The sequence below is a fragment of the Methylobacillus rhizosphaerae genome, from assembly GCF_900187985.1.
GTDB classification, from domain to species: Bacteria; Pseudomonadota; Gammaproteobacteria; order Burkholderiales; family Methylophilaceae; genus Methylobacillus; species Methylobacillus rhizosphaerae.
Map to the genome: position 1 here is coordinate 23,596 of NZ_FZOA01000005.1, position 19,858 is coordinate 43,453.

Here is a 19,858-nt window from a genome sequence, read left to right on the forward strand (position 1 = left end):
ACTTGCCTTGGAGGTTTGAGGCAAACAACGGAGGACTTATGTTGAATCGGCTAATAAAAATAACAAGCAGCTTACCATTCCTGATGGTGCTGGGTTTCTGGGTATCGTATCTATTGTTCGGCTATTTTGCTGTCAATCCCATATCCCAGCGCTTATTACCATGGATAGCCGAAAACAAGCTGGCCAGCCGCCTGACCGTGGAACGGGTCAGTTATGACCCGTTGCGCTTGGCAGTTACCGTCAACAATTTGAAGCTGACGACAGCCGATGGCGATGATCTGGCCGGTTTCGAGCGCCTGCATACCGACCTGGAACTGAGCGGGCTGTTCCGCTTTGCCTGGCGCCTCAAGGATATCCAGCTCGATGCACCGCATGTCAATTTTGAGGTGACATCGACAGGCAGCAACTGGGCAGACCTGATTGCCAAACTCAATGAAAATCCCAAGGAGGAAAGTTCCGGGGATATGGCGCGTCTATTGATTGATCATATCAAGATTGCGCGTGGGGACATTGCCTATGCTGACCACAACCGTGCCGAGACTTTCCGTGCGGCTTTGGAGCCATTGGACCTGGAGCTGGATGGATTCTCCACTTTGCCGGAAGACCTCGGGGACTACGCTATCATGGCCAAGCTGCCTGAACAGGGCGGTACGCTGAAGTGGAAGGGCGAGCTGGGTTTGAACCCGATTGTATCCAGTGGCAAGGTCGAACTGGATGGATTGAAGCTATCCAGCCTGTTGAAGGTATTGCCGCCTGATGCTTTGCCGGTCAGGCTGGACGAAGGTTTATTGAAGGCACAGCTGGATTATCAATTCTCCATGCCGCAAGAGCAGCCGCAAGTCACGGTCAGCCATATGCAACTGACCCTGGATAGCCTGGCAGCCGTGCTGCTGCAATCCCAAGACCAGGCAGGCAAGGTTGGCTTGCAGCAATTGCAGGTGGATTTGCCTACGCTGGAATACAAGGCTGCGCCACAGACACAGGTGCAATTGGCAGGGCTCAAGCTGGGCATGAATGGATTGAGCCTGGAGCAGGCAGGCAAGCCATTATTTGAGCTGCCAGAAATGGCGCTGGAAGATGTCAGCCTGGATTTGATGCAGCGCAAGATTGATATCGGCAGCCTGAAACTGGCTGACGGTCATCTTTATGCCGAGCGGGCCAAGGATGGGATGGTGGACTGGCAGCAACTGCATGTTGCCACTGCAGATAGCGCTGGCGCCACGTCAGAAGATACCCAGCAAGAAGACGTTCAGGCTGAGTCGGAACCATCGCAGCCATTTGATATTACGCTTGGGCAATTCAATATTGCCGGCTTCAAGGCGGATTATGCAGATCATGCCTTCAAGCACCTGATGAAAGTTGCGGTTAATGATATCAACCTGAGTCTCAAGCTGGCTGGCCCTCAGGACGCGATTGTGCTGGATGATATCCATGCAGAAGTTGGCAAGGTCTCTGTGGCATCTGCGCTGGATAATACGCCTGCTGCAACACTTGGCAAACTGGAGGTTCAGGGTGGCAAAGTGGAGCTGGCAGAAAGCAAGGCAACCTTGGCTGCCATTGTATTGAGCGGGCTGGATACCCGGGTACTCAGGGACAGCAAGACCATCAACTGGGCCAGCATGCTGGAACCGGCAACAGCCCAGTCAGATAACAAGGCTGAGCCAGCCCCGGCTCAACCTCAGTCATCGTCGTGGATGCTGGACCTCAAGCGACTGGCATTGGCTGATGCTGCCATCCATTTCGAGGATAAAAGTACACCCACGCCGGTCAAACTGGATATCCAGCAGGCCGCAGTTGAAGTCAAGGATATTTCCCTGGACCAGAAGAAGGCATTGCCAGTGAGCCTGGCATTCAAGGTCAAGCAGGGCGGTGCATTCAGTTCACAAGGCAAGATCGTGCCTGAAACCCTGAACGGTGATTTCAAGCTGAAGCTGAACCAGCTTTCGCTCAAGCCTTTTGCACCTTACGTGAACCAGGCTGCTCTGCTCAAGCTGAATGATGGGGCCGTGAATATTGCCGGTAATCTTGATCTCAAGCAGGGAAAGCAGTTATCCCTGCAATATAACGGCGGTTTCAGTGTCAATCATCTGAATATCGTGGAAGAAGAGGGTGGACAGCCTTTCCTTGGCTGGAAAAGCCTGTCTACGGACAATCTGCGGCTGAGCTTGGCGCCAGACCAGTTGCGCATAGGCGAACTGCGGATCACTGAGCCGAATGGCAAGTTCATCATCTATGAAGACCGCAGCCTGAATGTCACGCGCATCCTGCGTGACCAGGGAAGCGCAGCCGCACCGGCGGATACTGCACCGGCAGCCAAGGATGGCGAGGCGTTCGCCGTGGCAGTGAACCGGATTCGCATAGACAAGGCGCAGCTGGAATTTGCCGATTTGTCATTGACGCCGCAATTTGGCACCAACATCCATTCCTTGTCTGGTGTCGTGAATGGCCTTTCCAGCAAAGAGGATGCGACCGCCCAGGTTGAACTGGATGGCAAGGTCGATGAATATGGTTCCGCCCGCATTCGCGGCTCACTGCAGCCATTCAAGGCCACAGACTTCACTGATCTCAAGCTGGTATTCCGCAACCTGGAAATGAACCGCCTGACACCATATTCAGGCAAGTTTGCAGGGCGGCGCATTGATTCCGGCAAACTTTCAGTAGACCTGGAATACAAGATCAAGCAGCGCCAGCTGGCAGGTGAGAACAAATTTGTCGTCAACAAGCTCAGGCTGGGAGAGCAAGTATCCAGCGAAGATGCCGTGAACCTGCCACTCGACCTGGCCATCGCCTTGCTGGAAGACAGCAATGGCGTAATTGACCTGGATCTGCCGGTATCAGGTAGCCTGGATGATCCTGAATTCAGCTATGGCAAGATCGTATGGAAAGCGATTGTGAATGTGCTGGGTAAAATCGTGACTTCGCCATTCCGTGCCCTGGGTAACTTGCTTGGTATCGGCGCAGACCAGCTGGAAGCCTTGTTGTTTGATCCGGGCAGTGCCGAGCTGGCACCGCCAGAACAGGAGAAGCTCAAAGCGATCAGTGAAGCGCTTGCTAAGCGTCCCGCGTTGATATTGGCAGTGGCTCCTGTTATTGACGACAAGGTCGATGGAAGTGCCTTGCAGGAGCAGTTCGTGCGCAACCAGGTGGCTGCCCAGATGGGTATCAAGCTGGAGCCTGGAGACAAACCTGGGCCTGTGGATGTCCATAGCAGGAAAGCACGAGCTGCGCTGGAAAGGCTGGCAAAAGAGCAGCTGACGGCAGAAGTATTGGATACGATCAAGGCGGAAAAGGAAGAAGATGTCCGCTACAATAAATTGCTGGAAGCATTGAATCAGCATGCTAAATTGGAGCCATCCTGGCTGGAAGCACTGGCAAACGCACGTGCTGAAGTTGTGCAGAAATACCTGCAGGAAACACTGGCGCTGGCTCCGGAAAAACTGCAAATCAAGCCACTTGTGCAGCAGTCAGGCAGTGATGGCGAGGTGCACATGCCACTGGAGCTTGGTGCCGGGCAGCAAGAGTGACTTTATCTGGCGGCACTCCTGTGCCATGATGTAGTCATAGTCAGGAGGGCCGATACATAATTTGTATCAGGCATGAATATCAACCACATGGAGAACATCATGAAAGTAGATATTTATAAAAGCGCGACCAGCAGCAACAAGTACATTTCAGTCAGGGCTGGTGACGATGTGGCAAAAGTGCAGACATCAGACCCTGATTTTGCCAAGCTGGTACACCAGAACTCAGATGTTGAGGTCACCCAGGGCGAGCATCACGCAGGTTACAATGCAGACCTGATCATTCGTGATATCGAGCAGCATGGCTACCACCTGCATCATGTGAAGAGAAACTTCAGTTAAATAAAAAATAGCGGCCTGGCCGCTATTTTTTATTTAACTGAAGTTTCAAGTCAAAGATCGCCGAAATCCAGTTTGGAAGCTGGCTCTGCCAGGAAATGCCCCAGCTTGTCGCGCTTGGTCAGCAGGTATTGCAGATTGTCCTGGTTGGGCTGGATCAGCAATGGAATGCGCTCATTGATGGTTAAGCCGGCCTGTTGCAGACTGGATACCTTGTCTGGATTATTGGTCATGAGGCGCAAGGAATGCACGCCAAGTTCCTTGAGGATATCAACGGCGGCAGTATAGCTGCGCTGGTCAATCGGCAGCCCGAGGTGCAGGTTGGCATCCACCGTGTCCAGCCCCTGATCCTGCAATGCGTAGGCGTGAATCTTGTTGGCTAGTCCTATGCCGCGGCCTTCATGGCCCTTGAGGTAGAGCAGGATGCCTTGTCCGGCTTCTGCAATCATGCTTTGCGCCAGTACAAGCTGCTCACCGCAATCGCAGCGATTGGAGGAAAAAATATCCCCGGTCAGGCATTCAGAATGCACGCGTACCAATACGTTTTCCTGTTGCAGCACCTGTCCTGCGACAAGGGCAACATGTTCCTGGCCGCTCTGCTGATCCTGATATACATGGATAATGAATTGGCCGTACTTGGTAGGCAAAGTAGACGAAGAAATTTTACTGATCGTGCTCATATGGATATTACTGTGTGCAGCGTACAAAATGCAGACAGGCAGATTAAAGTAAATCTGCCTGTGATGCCAGCTATTTCAGGGCAGAAATTGCGCCCATCTTGATCAGCCTTGCGCGAACGATGTTGCGACTGACACCTAAAAGGCGCGCAGTTTGCACCTGGTTATTGTGGCAATAGTGATAGGCTGTCCGTATCACCGTGTCTTCAATATGTTCATAAAGGCTGCTGTGGCCTGCTTCAAACAATTGATGCAAGGCTTGCTGCAGCGGGTCTCCCAGGCTGGCATGACCGGATTCCTGTCGTGCGCGGTGTAGCTGGATGGATGAAAGTTGCAGGTCTTCACTGCGTAGCCGATTGGCCTTGCAGATCAGCAGCGCATGGTGGATGGCATTTTCGAGTTCACGGATATTTCCCGGCCAGGCATGCGAGAGGAGTTTGCGCTGGGCATCTTCATCAATCTCAATCTGGCCATAGCCAAGCCGCCTTCGATATTCGCCGACAAAATATTCAGCCAGAGGCAGGATATCTCCTGGGCGGTCGCGCAATGTTGGGATCTCCAGATGAGCAACACGCAGGCGATAAAATAAATCCTCGCGGAAATTGCCAGCCAACACCGCCTCTTCAAGCCTGACATTGGTGGCCGCGACCAGGCGCACATCAATCGGGGTTGGCTTGCGCGCGCCCAGCCGCACGACTTCACGTTCCTGCAGCACGCGTAGTAATTTGACCTGGATACTCAGGGGCAGGTCGCCGATCTCATCCAGGAAAATAGTGCCGCCATTGGCAGCCTCGAACCAGCCAGTCTTGGCAGCGAAAGCGCCGGTAAATGCACCTTTTTCATGGCCAAACAGCTCACTTTCGACCAGATTTTCGGAAAACGCGCCGCAATTGACGGCGACAAACGGCTTGCCTTTGCGGTGGCTGAGATCATGGACGTGACGTGCAATCAGCTCCTTGCCTGTGCCGGTCTCGCCTATGATCAGGACATTGGCATCACTGGGAGCGATTTTCTGGATGCGAGCGAGCAGCGCCAGGGATTTCGGGTCTTCGAATACCTGGGCAGTGGCGCGTATGGACGTGGTGAGCGACTGCGAGTTGGGTAGCGTTAACAGGTTCATGTTTTCCTCTTGCGCGTAAAAGCTTTCTAATTCTTGAGGGGTAAATCCCATATGGTCGTTGTCCATAATGTTCATGAGTAGAATGATGGCCTGGGGTACTGATATTTCAGTGCCCATTCGCCAAGTTCCTTGATTTTGTAGTCAACGGGATCATGCAGAGTATGGGTGCGCAGGTTGCGCCAATGCCGGTCAAGCCGCAGCCCAGCATGCGTTGCCCTGGAGCCAGCTACCTCAAACATGCGGCTGGTAATGTCCAGCCCGATTCTGGTCGTGACGACCTTGGCAGCGCCAATCTCGATGGCTACCTTGCCACGCGCTTCTTCTGACAGGGATGCCTGCTGTTCCCATGCAGCATCAAATTGTGCGGCAGCCAGGTTGGTCAACGCGCGGGCACTTTGCAAACTGGCCCAGAACTCGCCATAGTGGGCGAGGGTATAAGGGTCATCTTCAGGGAGGGCTACGCCTGAAAGGTGCCATGCCCTGGCCTCGTTGAGCGTATAGTGCCGGGCATCCTCAAATGCGCCTTCGGCGATACCCAGGTAGATATTGGTCAGGATCAACTGTGCCAGCAGGGGGCGCAGGCAGGAGAAAGGCGTACTCAATGGGCCTGGTTCCTGCAGGAGGTCATCTTTCTCAACCCGGACTCTCTCGAAATTGACACTGCCGCTATCGGTCTGGCGTTGTCCGATATTATGCCAGTCCTGCAAGACATTGATCCCGGTACGGGCTGTAGGCAGGGCGGCAATCAGCAGTTCTTTTGTATCCTGGGCATAGGCTGAAACAATCAGCATTTCAGAATCCATGGCGCCAGAACAAAAACTCTTTTTCCCGGAAAACTCATGCCAGTGCTTGACCTGACGACTGGTGGTACGTGCGTCCAGCGGGTTGAGGGCATTGCCCCAGAACCAATTGAGCCTGGCGGTATGCCTGAACCAGGGTTGCCATTGATCCGGCCTGCCGAACATGCGCAAGGTCGCCAGCATGAGGTGGTGGAACGCAAATACGTGTGCAATTGAGCTGTCCACCCGGGCAAACTCGCGCACTATCTGCATGGTTTCCTGCCAGTTGGCTCCCAGGCCGCCTTCAGTGCCAGGAATCGAGAGTGCCAGCAATCCGCTATTGCGGATCAGGTCACGTTCAATTTTAGGGGTGCCACCTGCCTGATCACGTTCAACAGCGGTCAGGCGAAACTCGGCAGCCAGCTCCCTGGCAATTTCAAGGGAGCTCTTGAGTGTATCTGCTGGATTTGCAGCTTCTGGTACTGATATTGAAATAGCCAAGAGTTATATTCCTTTATTGGTTAATAAGAATATGGCAAATATCGTGCCAGAAATGGCAAGGGCAGGGAGTCATGCTTGCTGCTGGGCAAGCAGCAGGACGCGAGCCCAATATGGGAGAGGCTTGCGGGCAGCTTGAGAAATATCTTTCCGATCAAGTGTTGCTGATGACGCAGCAATATCAATGTGGAATATTCAGCAATGATTGCTGCTCAGGAAGCAATTGAGCAGATAACTGCTTATATAGCAGCACATAATACAGCTGTTAAAAAATATTTTGTTTTAAAACAAACTGTTAAATAGTGGCATGGAGTTTGCTGATTCAACACTGACAATGTTTTTTCAGTACAAGGACAGCTTAGATGGAAATATTCTGGTTTCTTCCCACTCATGGAGATAGTCGCTATCTTGGTACCAGCCATGGTGGCCGTGCCGTAAGTCATCACTATTTGAAGCAAATCGCGCAGGCTGCGGATGAGCTGGGATTCAAGGGGGTATTGATCCCGACCGGCAGGTCATGCGAAGACTCCTGGGTGGTTGCATCTTCGCTGGTCAATTTTACGGAAAGATTGAAGTTCCTGATTGCCATCCGCCCCGGTGTGATTTCACCGACTGTATCAGCGCGGATGGCGGCAACCCTGGATCGCATATCGGATGGGCGCTTACTGATCAATGTCGTCAGCGGCGGTGACCCGGATGAGCAGCATGGCGATGGTAATTTCCTCAGCCATTCAGAGCGTTATGCCGAGGCTGATGAATTCCTTAAGGTATGGCGTGGTGTGGCAGCAGGAGAGTCTGTGGATTTCGATGGAGAGTACATCAAGGTCAAAAATGCAAAAACCATGTATCCACCTGTGCAGAAACCATATCCTCCCTTGTTCTTTGGAGGTTCCTCGCCCGAAGCGGTGGAATTGGCGGCGCAACAGATTGATGTCTACCTGACCTGGGGTGAGCCGTTGGAAGCAGTACGAGAAAAAATTGAGGCGGTGAAGGCACGTGCCGCTGCTCATGGGCGGAAACTGAAATTCGGCATCCGTATGCATGTTATTGTACGCGAGACCAGCGAGCAGGCATGGCAGGCTGCCGATGAGCTGATTTCCCATGTGACGGATGACACCATTGCCTCGGCCCAGAAAGCATTTTCACGTTTTGACTCTGAAGGCCAACGCCGCATGTCGGCCCTGCATGGCGGACGCCGTGACAAACTGACTGTTGCGCCTAATCTCTGGGCCGGTGTCGGACTGGTACGCGGAGGTGCAGGCACAGCGCTGGTAGGTAATCCGGAAGAGGTGGCGGAGCGCATCCGTGAGTATGCCGCCCTGGGGATAGATTATTTTATTTTCTCGGGCTATCCGCACCTGGAAGAGGCATACCGAGTGGCCGAACTGCTGTTTCCGCTATTACCTGTAGAACAGCAACATGCACATGGCGACATCAACCTGACCGGGCCGTTTGGGGAAATGGTGGCCAACGATATCGTGCCGCCGCCAACTAGCAGCAAGCTCACAGCGATTAAATAGGGAGAGATATGTGAATCAGGTCGAGACCATCAATATAGCGGAAACGGTACAGGCTGAAGAGGCACCATTATATGTAGCACAGGCATTGGCCAGGGAGTTTGCTCGGACTGCAGTTGCAAGGGATCAGCAAGGAGGGACACCCAAGGTTGAGCGAGACCGGATCAGGGCCAGCGGCCTGCTCAGCCTGATCATACCAGTTGAGTCTGGAGGTTGGGGAGCCAACTGGTCTGAGACGCTCGGCGTCGTGCGTGAGTTCGCCCGGGTCGACAGTTCGATTGCCCAGGTCTTTGCTTTCCAGCACCTGATGCTGGCCACTGTACGGTTATTTGGCACGGAGAATCAGTGGAGGCAGTGGTGGCAGCAAACTGCTGAGCACAATTGGTTCTGGGGCAATGCCCTCAATCCATTGGATACACGGACCAGCAGCCAGGTCATATCCGGACAGCGTGAATTCCATGGCAAGAAAAGTTTTTGCTCTGGCGCAACGGATTCCGACATGTTGATAGCCTCCGCGCTGGACGCAGAAACCGGCAAGCTGCTGATTGCCGCGCTACCCACCGCGCGGGAAGGCATTATCCTGCATCAGGATTGGGATAATATCGGTCAGCGCCAGACTGATAGCGGCAGTGCGGATTTCCAGCATGTATTGGTCCATCAGCATGAATTGCTGACCGACCCAGGCCCGCTCAGCACGCCATTTGCCTGCCTGCGACCCCTGATCGCGCAACTGATTTTTTCCAGTATCTACCTTGGCATTGCCGAAGGTGCCCTGGCAGAAGCAAAGCAATATACCCTCGGGCAATCGCGCGTCTGGCCTGGCTCATTGGCAGGCAACATCCAGGCTGATCCTTATACCTTGCTGCATTATGGCGAGTTCTGGGTAGCGCTTGAAGGGGCAAGGCTATTGACCGAGCGAGCAGCTGCATTGCTGGACGCAGCATGGAGCAGGGCAGAAGCACTCACAGCGGAAGAACGTGGCGAAGTTGCTGTCGCAGTGACTGCCGCCAAAATTGCCACTACCCGCGCAGGCCTGGATATCACCCAGCGCATGTTCGAGGTCACGGGCGCGCGCGCAACCACCGCTGCACTGCGGCTGGATCGCTTCTGGCGCAACCTGCGGGTATACACCCTGCACGACCCGGTAGACTTCAAATTGCGGGAATTGGGCGACTGGGCCTTGAATGGTGCATATCCCGATCCATCATTTTATTCCTGATGATCGCATACCATGCCCGGAGTGAGATAGAGCGCATATAATGAAGAAGCCCGGAACCCCGGGCTTCTTCATATTTCAGCGCAGGAGCAGCGTGCTAGACTTTTATAAGCGCCTGTTCCAGATCGGCAATCAGGTCATCAATGTGTTCGATACCCACTGACAAGCGTACCATGTCTGCACTGACACCCGCACTGGCCAGCTCTGCCTCATTCAGTTGACGGTGAGTTGTCGTGGCAGGGTGGCAGGCAAGACTTTTTGCATCGCCAATATTCACCAGTCGCGTGAATAATTGCAGGGCATCAATGAAGCGTGTGCCACCTTCCCGGCCATCTTGCACACCAAAGGAAAGAATGCCGGAGGCGCGGCCTTTGAGATAGCGTTGTGCCAGGTGATGTTCAGGATGATCGGGCAATCCAGCATATTTGACCCATTTCACCTTCGGGTGCTGTTGCAGGTATTGCGCAACCTTGAGTGCATTTTCGCTATGCCGTTCAATCCGCAGCGGCAAGGTTTCCAGGCCCTGCAGGATCAGAAATGCATTGAGCGGACTCAAGGCCGCGCCAGTATTACGCAGCGGAACAACACGGGCGCGGGCGATAAACGCTGCTGGACCCAGCGCTTCCACATAGTTGACTCCATGGTAGCTGGGGTCAGGCGTGTTAAGGCTGCTGAAGCGTTCCTTGTGCTCACCCCAGGGGAAGCGACCGCTATCAACGATGGCGCCGCCAATGGAGTTGCCATGACCGCCAATATATTTGGTGAGCGAGTGCACTACGATATCAACACCATGTTCGAAAGGCCTGCTCAGGATTGGTGTGGCAACCGTGTTGTCTACAATCACTGGCACGCCATGTGCATGGGCAGACCTGCTGATGGCCTCAAGATCAATGATGTTGCCCAGGGGGTTGCCTATCGTCTCGGCAAAGACCAGTTTAGTGCGACTATCGATCAGTCGCTCCAGGCTTGCTGGATCACGGTAGTCGAAAAACCGTACTTCTATGCCTTGTTTAGGCAGGGTATGGGCAAACAGGTTGTAAGAGCCGCCATACAGGGTGGATACAGAAACGATATTATCTCCGGCCTCGGCAATAGTCTGGATGGCATAGGTAATAGCGGCCATGCCAGATGCCAGCGTGAGTGCGCCAATGCCTCCCTCCAGCTGGGCCAGCCTTTCCTCCAGTACGGCATTGGTGGGATTCATGATGCGGCTGTAGATATTGCCTTGCACTTTGAGGTCAAACAGGTCTGCACCGTGCTGGGTACTGTCGAAAGCGTAAGAAGAAGTCTGGTAGATCGGTACAGCTACGGCCTTGGTTGTTGGGTCTGGATGGTAGCCTGCGTGTATGGCTAGGGTTTCTGGTTTCATGAGTTATCCTAGGTGCTTATCAAGGTTTTCTTATGTAATTTCTCTCATAATAAACGCGGAATGAACCCGCGTTTATACCAATTTCTTGTTTGCTTATAACCAGGGATGTCGTGGCGGGTTTACCTCGTTGAGGTAATAATTGCCAATGGCATGATATTTCCAGCGCACTGGATCGTGCAGGGTATGGGTGCGCGCATTGCGCCAGTGCCTATCCAGGTTGTACTCCTCCAGTGTGGAGCGTGTGCCAGACAGCTCGAAGAGCTTGTTACTTGCCAGCAAGGCAATTTCGGTGGTGAGCACCTTGGCTTCAGCGACTGCGATAGAAGCTGCAGCGACTGTAGCCTCATTGGCCTCGGCAGACGCAATCTGTAGCTTCTCCGCAGAACGATCAAGTAATGCGATAGCCGCGTGCAGGCGCAACTTCAAATCGCCAATTTGATGGATAGTATAAGGGTCCTCACTGGCATGCTTGCTGTGCTGGTCATCTATCCACGGACGTGCATGTTGACGTATATAAGCAATGGCTGCTTCGATGGCACCTTCAGCAATCCCGGCATCCACCGCTGCCTGGATAAATTGTGAAGTAGGTCCCCCTGCTGTGGGGCGGGCAAATGCCTGATAAATTGGGACAACATGTTCCCTTGGCACTTTGACCTGGTCAATGATCACAGTGCCGCTGGCTGTGGTGCGTTGCCCGAAACTGGACCAGTCATTGACCACCTGTAATCCGGCAGTACCTTGTTCAGCCAGTGCAAGATAAGGCAATCCGGCTTCATCTACCGTGACAATAGGAATCCAATGGGCGAGCAGGGCGCCAGTGGAGAAAAATTTTGTCCCATTAACGACATAACCATCCCCATCGGGCGTGATTTTGGTGGCAAACTCGGCAACAGTCCGGCTGCCTTTCTCGGAAAACGCATTGCCAAAGCGGGCGCCCCTGAGGACGAGATCAAAGAAAAAGCGCTTTTGTGCTTCTGAGGCATCCAGGATCAGGTGCTCAACCACAACCAGATGATTCTGTGGCAATTGTCCAAGCGAGGGATCAACCGCAGAAATAATGCGGATGACCTCCCCGACAGTACGGAAAGATACACCAGCACCGCCATACTCCTTGGGAATAGTAATGGCCCATAAGCCGCTTTGGGAAAAAGCATCCAGTTCAGCAATGGGAAGAATTCTTTTGCGGTCGCGCTCGGAAGCCTTCTCACGGAATTGTTCTGCAAGCGTATGAGCCACCTGAATCGCTTCTGCATCACTGCTTATGCGATGGGCAACAGTACTCAGGTACGGTCTTTCAATAATGATTTCACTCATGATGATGACTCCAGATTAAAAACGATAACCGACATTGATCGAATAGACAGTGGGATTGACATCAACATCGCCGGCATCAGCGCCATTGATGCGCACCTTGGTATTGATGCGGGCATAGCGCACATCAGCACCTATAGTCCAATGATTATCCAGTGCGTAATCCAGTCCAGCCTGCAACGCAGGGCCCCACGAATCGCGTAGTTTCAGCTTGGATCCATCATCCAGCTTTTCATCGACAAAGGCCGTGTAATTCAAGCCTAAACCTACAAATGGCCGCAACCTTGCTTCCGGACGAAAGTGATATTGCAGGCTGAGAATCGGCGGCAGATGCTTGGTTTCTCCAGCATGTGAGCCATTGACATGAATCTGATGCTTGAAAGCCAGCCCGCCAAGCAGGTCAATGGCCCAGTTCGGCGTGATGAAATAGCCGATATTGAAAGACGGGCCTGCTCGATGATCAATGGTGACATTGGCCGTGTGGTCAAAAATAGCACCGTTTTCCGATTTGGGAACAATCAGGGAAACCCCGGCACGCACCTGCCAGGGCGAAAGTACTTCGTTGCCAGTATCTGCGACAGCGGTTATGGGAAGAACCAACAGACCAGCCAATGTGAAGGAAAAAGAAAAACGTCTCGGCATATAGTGTCCTTTTGTAATTATGAAAATAATTGCAAAAGTGCCAGCCATTGGAGGAGGTGTAGCACTAACGCATGTTACACATTGCAGTTAGTGTGCCAAATATTAATTGTATGATTTATATGATATTTTATTTTTATCAAAGAGCGGTAACCAGCAGTTTGCTGAATCGCTGCTGGAAATAACATAATTTTTAAACGCATATTCTTACATCTCTCCAATTATTGAAGTAGCAAAGAAAAATGACTGGATTACCCTATTATTTTTAGGCGGTATAAGAAGTTACAGGTCGGTACTAATCTGTTATTATAATAGTGATTGATCATCATTATTAATTGGAAATAAAGAATTGAATATTTAATATTGGATTTTAGTAATGCAACACAGGAAACAATTAAATTGTTAACTATTGTTAATTATATTTGTTAATTTTTTTGCTTTAAACTATAAAAAAATAATTTAAATATTTGATTATTTATTGTTTTTTATAAATTTTACTGTTGATGAATTCTGTGTAATAAACATCACTATATTTTTTGTTAAATGGAGATTAGTCTACTGAGTGCTACTATCGCTACGTATTTCTTTCATCTGGCACTTTTACCAGAGAGGAGTATCTATTTCGACATAAGGATGATGTCGAGTAGGTGTGCGTGAATTTGTAGTTAAATTTTATGCCGGGCAAGACAGAATGGTTTTCCCTTTCTTTTCCATTTTGGCTTGCCCTGGCTTTTTTAGTTAGAGTCATCTGAGATTGCCTGAGTAAATTTATTACCTTACTTAGCATAGTACATATAAGCTAAGGATTAGACATCTAATGAGAGTGCTGCTGAACCCCGGGATTCCCGGGGTTTTTTATTGTGTTTTGTGCTGGATAAGGGAAAGTGGCAACTGGGATGCTGCTTCCTGCGCAGCATCTTGTGCCATATTGAAGTGAATCAACTGTGCTTTTCTCCCCATTCGCTGCTGATTAATCAGCAGCATTCCAGCAGTTAGCATGTCCTGCAGCATCAGTTTTTTAATCTAAAAATATACAACATATTGAAATATAACAATTTTTAATTGTGGCATGGATGCTGCTATCTATCTAATGTGCATTGCAGTCCTGAGAGTGGCTGCAGTCAGATAAGTAGATAGGAGCTTGCATGAGTAAACCATTGAAGCTGGTCGCCATATCCGGGAGTCTGAGCCAGCCATCCCGTACGACCACGTTGTTAAAAACCATAGTGCATGAGTTGCAGAGTAAGTTGCTGCTCGATGTCCATGTGATTGAGCTGCAAAAACTGGGGCCATCACTTGGGGGAAGCCTGAGTCGTCTTGAGTTGTCCCAAGCAGCGCTGGATGAGATTGCCAGGATAGAGGCTGCAGATTTCCTCGTGGTGGCAACGCCTGTATATCGTGCTTCTGTCACTGGCTTGTTCAAGCACCTGTTCGATTTCGTCGGGCATGAAACCCTGTTCAACACTCCTGTATTCCTGGCTGCCACGGGCGGAAGTGATCGCCATGCACTGGTGATAGATCACCAACTACGTCCTTTATTCAGTTTTTTCCAGGCATTGACCTTGCCACTGGGTGTCTACGGCACTGAAACAGATTTCATCGAAGATGATGCCGGTGGCTACGACATTGGCAGTGATGCCCTGCAACAGCGGATTGCCTTGGCTGTGGAGCGGGCGTTGCCGTTTCTTCAACAATTGCAATCACCCACCAGCATTGCCGCATGAATGATTGATGACCTGCGATGACAGGTCACTTCTCGTATTTTGAAAGGATAGACCATGAGTACACAACAAACCGAAATCAAATTTGCCTATTGGGTGCCGAATGTCAGTGGTGGCCTGGTAGTCAGCAAGATTGAGCAACGCACAAGCTGGGATATTGATTACAACGTCAAGCTGGCGCAGCTTGCTGAACAGAATGGCTTTGATTATGCCCTCAGCCAGATTCGTTTTACTGCTGGGTATGGCGCTGAATTTCAGCATGAGCCCGTCGCATTTTCCCATGCTTTGCTTGCTGCGACGACCAAGCTCAAGGTGATTGCCGCAATCCTTCCTGGGCCATGGAACCCTGTCGTTGCTGCGAAACAATTGGCCACCATTGATCAACTGACCAAAGGGAGAATTGCCATCAATGTCGTCTCTGGTTGGTTCAAGGGTGAGTTCACCGCCATCGGCGAACCATGGCTGGAACATGACGAGCGCTATCGTCGTTCTGAGGAGTTCATCCGTGCGCTCAAGGGTATCTGGACCACGGATAATTTCAGTTTTCACGGCGATTTTTATCGATTCCATGATTACACGCTGAAACCAAAACCCTACAACCAAAATCCGCATCCTGAAATCTTTCAGGGCGGCAGCTCACGCGCTGCGCGCGACATGGCATCCCGTGTCTCGGACTGGTATTTCACCAATGGCAATACCGTGGAAGGTATCAAGGCGCAAATTGACGATATCAGGGCCAAGGCGGCAAGCAATCATCATAAGGTCAAGATCGGCGTCAATGCGTTCATTATTGCCCGTGATACTGAAGAAGAAGCCAAAGCAGTACTTCAGGAAATTATCGACAAAGCTGATCCAGAAGCGGTAAATGCCTTTGGTGATGCCGTCAAGCATGCAGGCAAGGCCAGTCCTGAGGGTGATGGTAATTGGGCCAAGTCCACTTTTGAAGACCTAGTGCAGTACAACGATGGCTTCAAGACCAATCTGATCGGCACGCCGCAACAGGTTGCGGAGCGGATTGTGGCGCTCAAGGCGATAGGTGTGGATCTGGTGCTGTCTGCGTTCCTGCATTTCCATGAAGAAGTGGTGTATTTCGGTGAGCGAGTGCTGCCATTAGTACGTGAACTGGAAAAGCAGCAGGAAGCCAAGGCTGCATAAACAGGCAAAGAGCGCATATGGTAGACAATACTTTTCCGCACCAGTTATTGCATCAGGCAGCGACTCAGCCGGCATTAGTGGCATTACGTCATAAGTATCTGGGCATCTGGCATCAGCAGTCGTGGCGCGAATTGAGCGATGAAGTTGGGAGTCTGGCCAGGGCGTTGGCGGAATTGGGATTGGGGCAGGGAGATACCTTGGTATTGCTGACTTATCCACGACGGGAAGCCCTGTTGCTTTCCATGGCGGCTCAGTGGCTGGGGGCCATTGCTGCCCCTGTTGACCCCGACCTCGATAAAGACACACTGGCTTTGTTGCTGAGCCACCTGCAGTCACGGTTTGTATTTGCCGAAGGTCAGGATCAAGTAGGGCAGGCGTTGCTGCATGGCGCTACACGAGTGGTGTATGCAGAGGCTCGTGGGATGACAGCTTATTCTCATGAGAATCTTCATGCCTACATTGAGTTGGTGCAGACAGATACAAAGGGCGTGCATCCGCTTATGGCCCGGGAGCAGGATGTTGCTTTTGCTCTGTATCGCATTACTGACGAGCAGCAGGTGCAGGTAGAGCATTTCCGCCATGTGGAATTATTGCAGGAAGGCCGTCACCTGGTTTTGACCGAGAGATTGGGGCAACGGGAAGAAGCCTTTGCCGCACGGGTATTTGCGACCAGCGGGCATTTGCGCTATCTGTTGTCCCCATGGTTGACAGCTGGATTCACCCTGAATTTTCCTGAAAATATTGTGACACGGGACGCAGATCGGCGTGAACTAGGGCCGACATTGGTAGTTGGCACCAGAGAAACCTATCAACGGCTTGAATCCCTGGTTAAGGCGAGGCTGCCGATTGCAGGCAGCTATGTTGGCAGATTTGTGACTTATGCCTTGCAGAGTGATGGTTCAAGGTTTCAGAAACTCCTCGCCTATTGGTTGATCAAGCGGCCACTGAAGGATGTCATCGGCTTTTCGCACATTCATCTGCCATTGCTGATCGGCCCAGCTTTATCGCAGGAGTCACTGCATTTTTTCCGCAGCCTGGGCATCCATATCCGCACCTGGGACAAGATTGCCAACTGGCGTACTTTGTCTGCGACGACTTCAAACAAACTGCTGGCAGAGACACAAACAGACAGTATCAAGAGGGCATTGTCATGACCGCACATGCTCCTTTGCTGGAGTTACAGCATATCTCGCTTTCATTCAAGGGCATCAAGGCGATTACTGATATCAGTTTTGCCGTACAGCAGGGTGAGATATGTGCGCTGATCGGCCCGAATGGTGCGGGCAAGAGCTCACTGCTCAATGTCATCAATGGTGTATACCAACCTGATGAGGGCGTAATTAGCTTCAACAGCAAAAGTTATAGCCGCATGAAGGCGCATCAGGCAGCTGTACAAGGCATTGCCCGCACTTTCCAGAATATCGCCTTGTTCAAGGGCATGAGTGTGCTAGATAACGTGCTGACAGGGCGTAATCTGAAAGTACGCAGCAACTGGCTGGAGCAGATGCTGAATAGTGGACGAGCACCTGCCGATTATGTAAGTCAGCGCATCAAGGCCGAAGAGGTGATTGATTTCCTGCGTATCAACCAGTGGCGTAACAGTATTGTCGGTACCTTGCCTTACGGTCTGCAGAAGCGCGTGGAACTGGCACGGGCGCTGGCATCTGAACCCAGACTGTTATTGCTGGATGAGCCTATGGCCGGTATGAACAACGAGGAAAAGGCCGAAATGAGCGCATTCATTCTGGATACACAGCGTGAGTTTGGCACCACCGTTGTACTGATCGAGCACGATATTGGCGTGGTGATGAATCTCTCAGGCCACGTGGTGGTGCTCGACTATGGCAAAAAGGTTGGAGATGGCACACCAGATGAGGTGCGTCATAACCCGGAAGTCATTGCTGCCTATCTTGGCACAAAACATTAAGTACTATTCATAAGGAAATGATGTAATGGACTTTTTCCTTGAAGTATTGACTGGGGGATTGCTAGCCGGTGTCATGTATTCACTGGTGGCGATCGGCTTTGTGCTGATCTACAAGGCTTCAGGCGTATTCAACTTTGCCCAGGGTGCGATGGTGTTGTTTGCAGCGCTGACATTTGTCAGCCTGTGGGAACATGGCATTCCGTTCTGGGGTGCGTTTGTTATGACGCTGTTATCCATGCTGGCACTGGCGTGGGGAGTAGAGCGCGTTGTACTGCGGCCTTTGGTCAACCGTCCACCTATTACCCTGTTTATGGCAACGCTGGGATTGAGTTATGTGATTGAGGGGCTGGCGCAACTTTTGTGGGGATCGCAGGTGCATGGTCTGGAGTTAGGTATCAGTGATGAGCCGCTGGAGGTGGGAGGTATGCTGGTATCACAGTTTGACCTGTTCGCTGCCGGTGTTGCCGGGGTACTGGTGCTGATTCTGTCTCTGCTGTTCAATAAAACACGTATAGGCATTACTTTGCGTGCTGTGGCAGATGACCAGCTGGCAGCCTTGGCAGTGGGTATCAGGCTTGAACGGATATGGATGATTGTCTGGGCCGTGGCCGGGTTTGTCGGCCTGGTGGCCGGTCTGTTGTGGGGTGCAAGGCTGGGGGTACAGTTTTCTCTGTCGCTTGTTGTGTTGAAGGCTTTGCCGGTGCTGATTATCGGAGGGTTTACTTCTGTGGGAGGTGCCATTGTCGGAGGACTCATCATCGGCGCTTCGGAAAAGCTGGCTGAAATCTACCTTGGGCCGCTGATTGGCGGCGGTATCGAAAACTGGTTTCCGTATGTGCTGGCATTGTTGTTCCTACTGGTGCGTCCCTCAGGGATTTTTGGCGAGCGCGCCATTGAAAGGGTGTAAGCCATGCTGTACAGAGAATCCGGACAATTTAATACCTCATATCGCGCGGATCAGCGCTGGTTCAGGTTGTGGCAACAGCGCTGGGTGTTTGCAACATGGATGATACTGGCATTTGTTGTGGTGCCGCTGATTGGCAATGATTACTGGTTAAATGCCATCCTGATCCCGTTCTTGGTACTGTCTCTGGCTGGACTAGGACTGAATCTGCTGACTGGATACGCTGGGCAGATATCATTGGGGTCGGCGGCATTTATGGCCATAGGTGCTTTTGCCACCTATAACTTCCAGTTGCGTATTGAAGGCATGCCGCTGCTTATCAGCCTGTTTCTTGGAGGGCTGACTGCCGCCGGGGCAGGGGTGGTTTTCGGTTTGCCTAGTCTGCGTATCAAGGGATTTTATTTGCTGGTTTCTACCCTGGCAGCGCAATTTTTTGTCACCTGGATATTGACGCAATGCGGTTGGTTTTCCAATTACAACGCTTCAGGTGTCATCACGGCACCTCCACTGGTGGTGCTCGGGCAGAATATCAGCTCTCCAGCTGGTCGCTATCTGTTGACGCTGAGTGTGGCATTCGTACTGTTCTGGCTGGCACGGAATATTGTGCATGGTGAACTAGGGCGCCGCTGGATGGCGGTACGCGATATGGACACCGCTGCTGCCGTCATCGGTATTCCTATTTTGCAAACCAAGTTACTGGCTTTTGCCATCAGTTCCTTTGTTCTTGGTATTGCCGGCGCACTTTGGGCCTTTGCTTACCTGGGAACAGTGGAACCACATGGCTTTGACCTCAGTCGCTCATTCCAGATTCTGTTCATCATCATTATTGGAGGGATGGGCAGTATTCTGGGGAGCTTTCTTGGCGCGGCTTTTATCGTGCTGTTGCCAATTCTTTTATCCAACCTTTCTGCCACCTTTCTTGCAGGCTGGGTTGATCCAGGACAACTGGAAAACCTGCAGAAGATCATTTTTGGCGCGCTCATTATCTTCTTCCTGATCAAGGAACCGCAGGGCTTGGCCCGTTTATTAGAGATTGTCCGTCAACGTGCGCGTGTCTGGCCTTTGCGGTTCTGAGTATCAAGTGCCTGATAGGAAAATAAAATACATCAGGAGATTTATGCAATGTGTTGAATTTTAATGAATAAATATATTTAAAAATCATTGA

The 19,858-nt window shown here is 51.6% G+C and carries 17 protein-coding genes; 10 read left to right on the forward strand and 7 right to left on the reverse strand.

Annotation, left to right across the window (positions count from 1 at the left end; all coding sequences use genetic code 11):
* Nucleotides 1-38 precede the first annotated feature (38 nt).
* The gene (locus CHB59_RS06470) at nucleotides 39-3,524 is read left to right on the forward strand and encodes a DUF748 domain-containing protein (protein WP_089375430.1); all 3,486 of its coding nucleotides are present in this window, start codon (nucleotides 39-41) and stop codon (nucleotides 3,522-3,524) included.
* 99 nt (nucleotides 3,525-3,623) lie between these two features.
* Nucleotides 3,624-3,863, forward strand: a complete 240-nt coding sequence (locus CHB59_RS06475) for a hypothetical protein (RefSeq protein WP_089375609.1) — start codon at nucleotides 3,624-3,626, stop codon at nucleotides 3,861-3,863.
* A gap of 50 nt (nucleotides 3,864-3,913) precedes the next feature.
* Here CHB59_RS06475 and ribA read toward each other — a convergent pair whose 3' ends face one another.
* From ribA to CHB59_RS06490, 3 genes are all read right to left on the reverse strand, one after another.
* Nucleotides 3,914-4,540, reverse strand: coding sequence for a GTP cyclohydrolase II (gene ribA, locus CHB59_RS06480; RefSeq protein WP_089375431.1), 627 nt, complete (start codon nucleotides 4,538-4,540; stop codon nucleotides 3,914-3,916).
* A 70-nt stretch (nucleotides 4,541-4,610) separates the two neighbouring features.
* A complete protein-coding gene (locus CHB59_RS06485; protein ID WP_089375610.1) occupies nucleotides 4,611-5,657 on the reverse strand; it encodes a sigma-54 interaction domain-containing protein in 1,047 nt (348 codons plus the stop codon).
* A gap of 71 nt (nucleotides 5,658-5,728) precedes the next feature.
* Nucleotides 5,729-6,937: an acyl-CoA dehydrogenase family protein gene (locus CHB59_RS06490; RefSeq protein WP_089375432.1), complete on the reverse strand. Its 1,209-nt coding sequence runs from the start codon at nucleotides 6,935-6,937 to the stop codon at nucleotides 5,729-5,731.
* 359 nt (nucleotides 6,938-7,296) lie between these two features.
* On the opposite strand from CHB59_RS06490, the gene ssuD reads away from it, so the two are divergent.
* Together ssuD and CHB59_RS06500 are read left to right on the forward strand one after the other, a co-directional pair.
* The gene (gene ssuD, locus CHB59_RS06495) at nucleotides 7,297-8,454 is read left to right on the forward strand and encodes an FMNH2-dependent alkanesulfonate monooxygenase (protein ID WP_089375433.1); all 1,158 of its coding nucleotides are present in this window, start codon (nucleotides 7,297-7,299) and stop codon (nucleotides 8,452-8,454) included.
* Between the two features lie 10 nt (nucleotides 8,455-8,464).
* Nucleotides 8,465-9,670 carry an acyl-CoA dehydrogenase family protein gene (locus CHB59_RS06500; protein WP_245835075.1) on the forward strand — a complete coding sequence of 402 codons (1,206 nt, stop codon included), beginning with the start codon at nucleotides 8,465-8,467 and terminating at the stop codon, nucleotides 9,668-9,670.
* A gap of 94 nt (nucleotides 9,671-9,764) precedes the next feature.
* On the opposite strand, the gene CHB59_RS06505 is transcribed toward CHB59_RS06500, so the two are convergent.
* The 4 genes from CHB59_RS06505 to CHB59_RS11740 all read right to left on the reverse strand — a co-directional run bounded on the left by CHB59_RS06505 (nucleotide 9,765) and on the right by CHB59_RS11740 (nucleotide 13,997).
* Nucleotides 9,765-11,036 carry a bifunctional O-acetylhomoserine aminocarboxypropyltransferase/cysteine synthase gene (locus CHB59_RS06505; protein ID WP_089375434.1) on the reverse strand — a complete coding sequence of 424 codons (1,272 nt, stop codon included), beginning with the start codon at nucleotides 11,034-11,036 and terminating at the stop codon, nucleotides 9,765-9,767.
* A 93-nt stretch (nucleotides 11,037-11,129) separates the two neighbouring features.
* Nucleotides 11,130-12,350, reverse strand: a complete 1,221-nt coding sequence (locus CHB59_RS06510; RefSeq protein ID WP_089375435.1) for an SfnB family sulfur acquisition oxidoreductase — start codon at nucleotides 12,348-12,350, stop codon at nucleotides 11,130-11,132.
* Nucleotides 12,351-12,365: 15 nt separating this feature from the next.
* Nucleotides 12,366-12,989 (reverse strand): OmpW/AlkL family protein, encoded by a 624-nt coding sequence (locus CHB59_RS06515; protein WP_089375612.1) that lies wholly within the window; start codon nucleotides 12,987-12,989, stop codon nucleotides 12,366-12,368.
* A gap of 852 nt (nucleotides 12,990-13,841) precedes the next feature.
* Nucleotides 13,842-13,997 (reverse strand): hypothetical protein, encoded by a 156-nt coding sequence (locus tag CHB59_RS11740; protein WP_179212094.1) that lies wholly within the window; start codon nucleotides 13,995-13,997, stop codon nucleotides 13,842-13,844.
* A gap of 134 nt (nucleotides 13,998-14,131) precedes the next feature.
* Here CHB59_RS11740 and msuE point away from each other — a divergent pair, with 134 nt between their 5' ends.
* From msuE to CHB59_RS06545, 6 genes are read left to right on the forward strand one after another with little or no spacing between them, the layout of a single operon-like run.
* Nucleotides 14,132-14,710, forward strand: coding sequence for an FMN reductase (msuE, locus tag CHB59_RS06520; protein ID WP_089375436.1), 579 nt, complete (start codon nucleotides 14,132-14,134; stop codon nucleotides 14,708-14,710).
* 54 nt (nucleotides 14,711-14,764) lie between these two features.
* Nucleotides 14,765-15,862 carry a dimethylsulfone monooxygenase SfnG gene (sfnG, locus tag CHB59_RS06525; protein WP_089375437.1) on the forward strand — a complete coding sequence of 366 codons (1,098 nt, stop codon included), beginning with the start codon at nucleotides 14,765-14,767 and terminating at the stop codon, nucleotides 15,860-15,862.
* A gap of 17 nt (nucleotides 15,863-15,879) precedes the next feature.
* Nucleotides 15,880-17,016: an AMP-binding protein gene (locus CHB59_RS06530; protein WP_089375438.1), complete on the forward strand. Its 1,137-nt coding sequence runs from the start codon at nucleotides 15,880-15,882 to the stop codon at nucleotides 17,014-17,016.
* Nucleotides 17,013-17,789 carry an ABC transporter ATP-binding protein gene (locus CHB59_RS06535; protein WP_089375439.1) on the forward strand — a complete coding sequence of 259 codons (777 nt, stop codon included), beginning with the start codon at nucleotides 17,013-17,015 and terminating at the stop codon, nucleotides 17,787-17,789. Before CHB59_RS06530 ends, CHB59_RS06535 begins: the two co-directional genes overlap by 4 nt.
* A 25-nt stretch (nucleotides 17,790-17,814) precedes the next feature.
* A complete protein-coding gene (locus CHB59_RS06540; protein WP_089375440.1) occupies nucleotides 17,815-18,696 on the forward strand; it encodes a branched-chain amino acid ABC transporter permease in 882 nt (293 codons plus the stop codon).
* Nucleotides 18,697-18,699: 3 nt separating this feature from the next.
* Nucleotides 18,700-19,767 (forward strand): branched-chain amino acid ABC transporter permease, encoded by a 1,068-nt coding sequence (locus tag CHB59_RS06545; protein WP_089375441.1) that lies wholly within the window; start codon nucleotides 18,700-18,702, stop codon nucleotides 19,765-19,767.
* Nucleotides 19,768-19,858 lie beyond the last annotated feature (91 nt).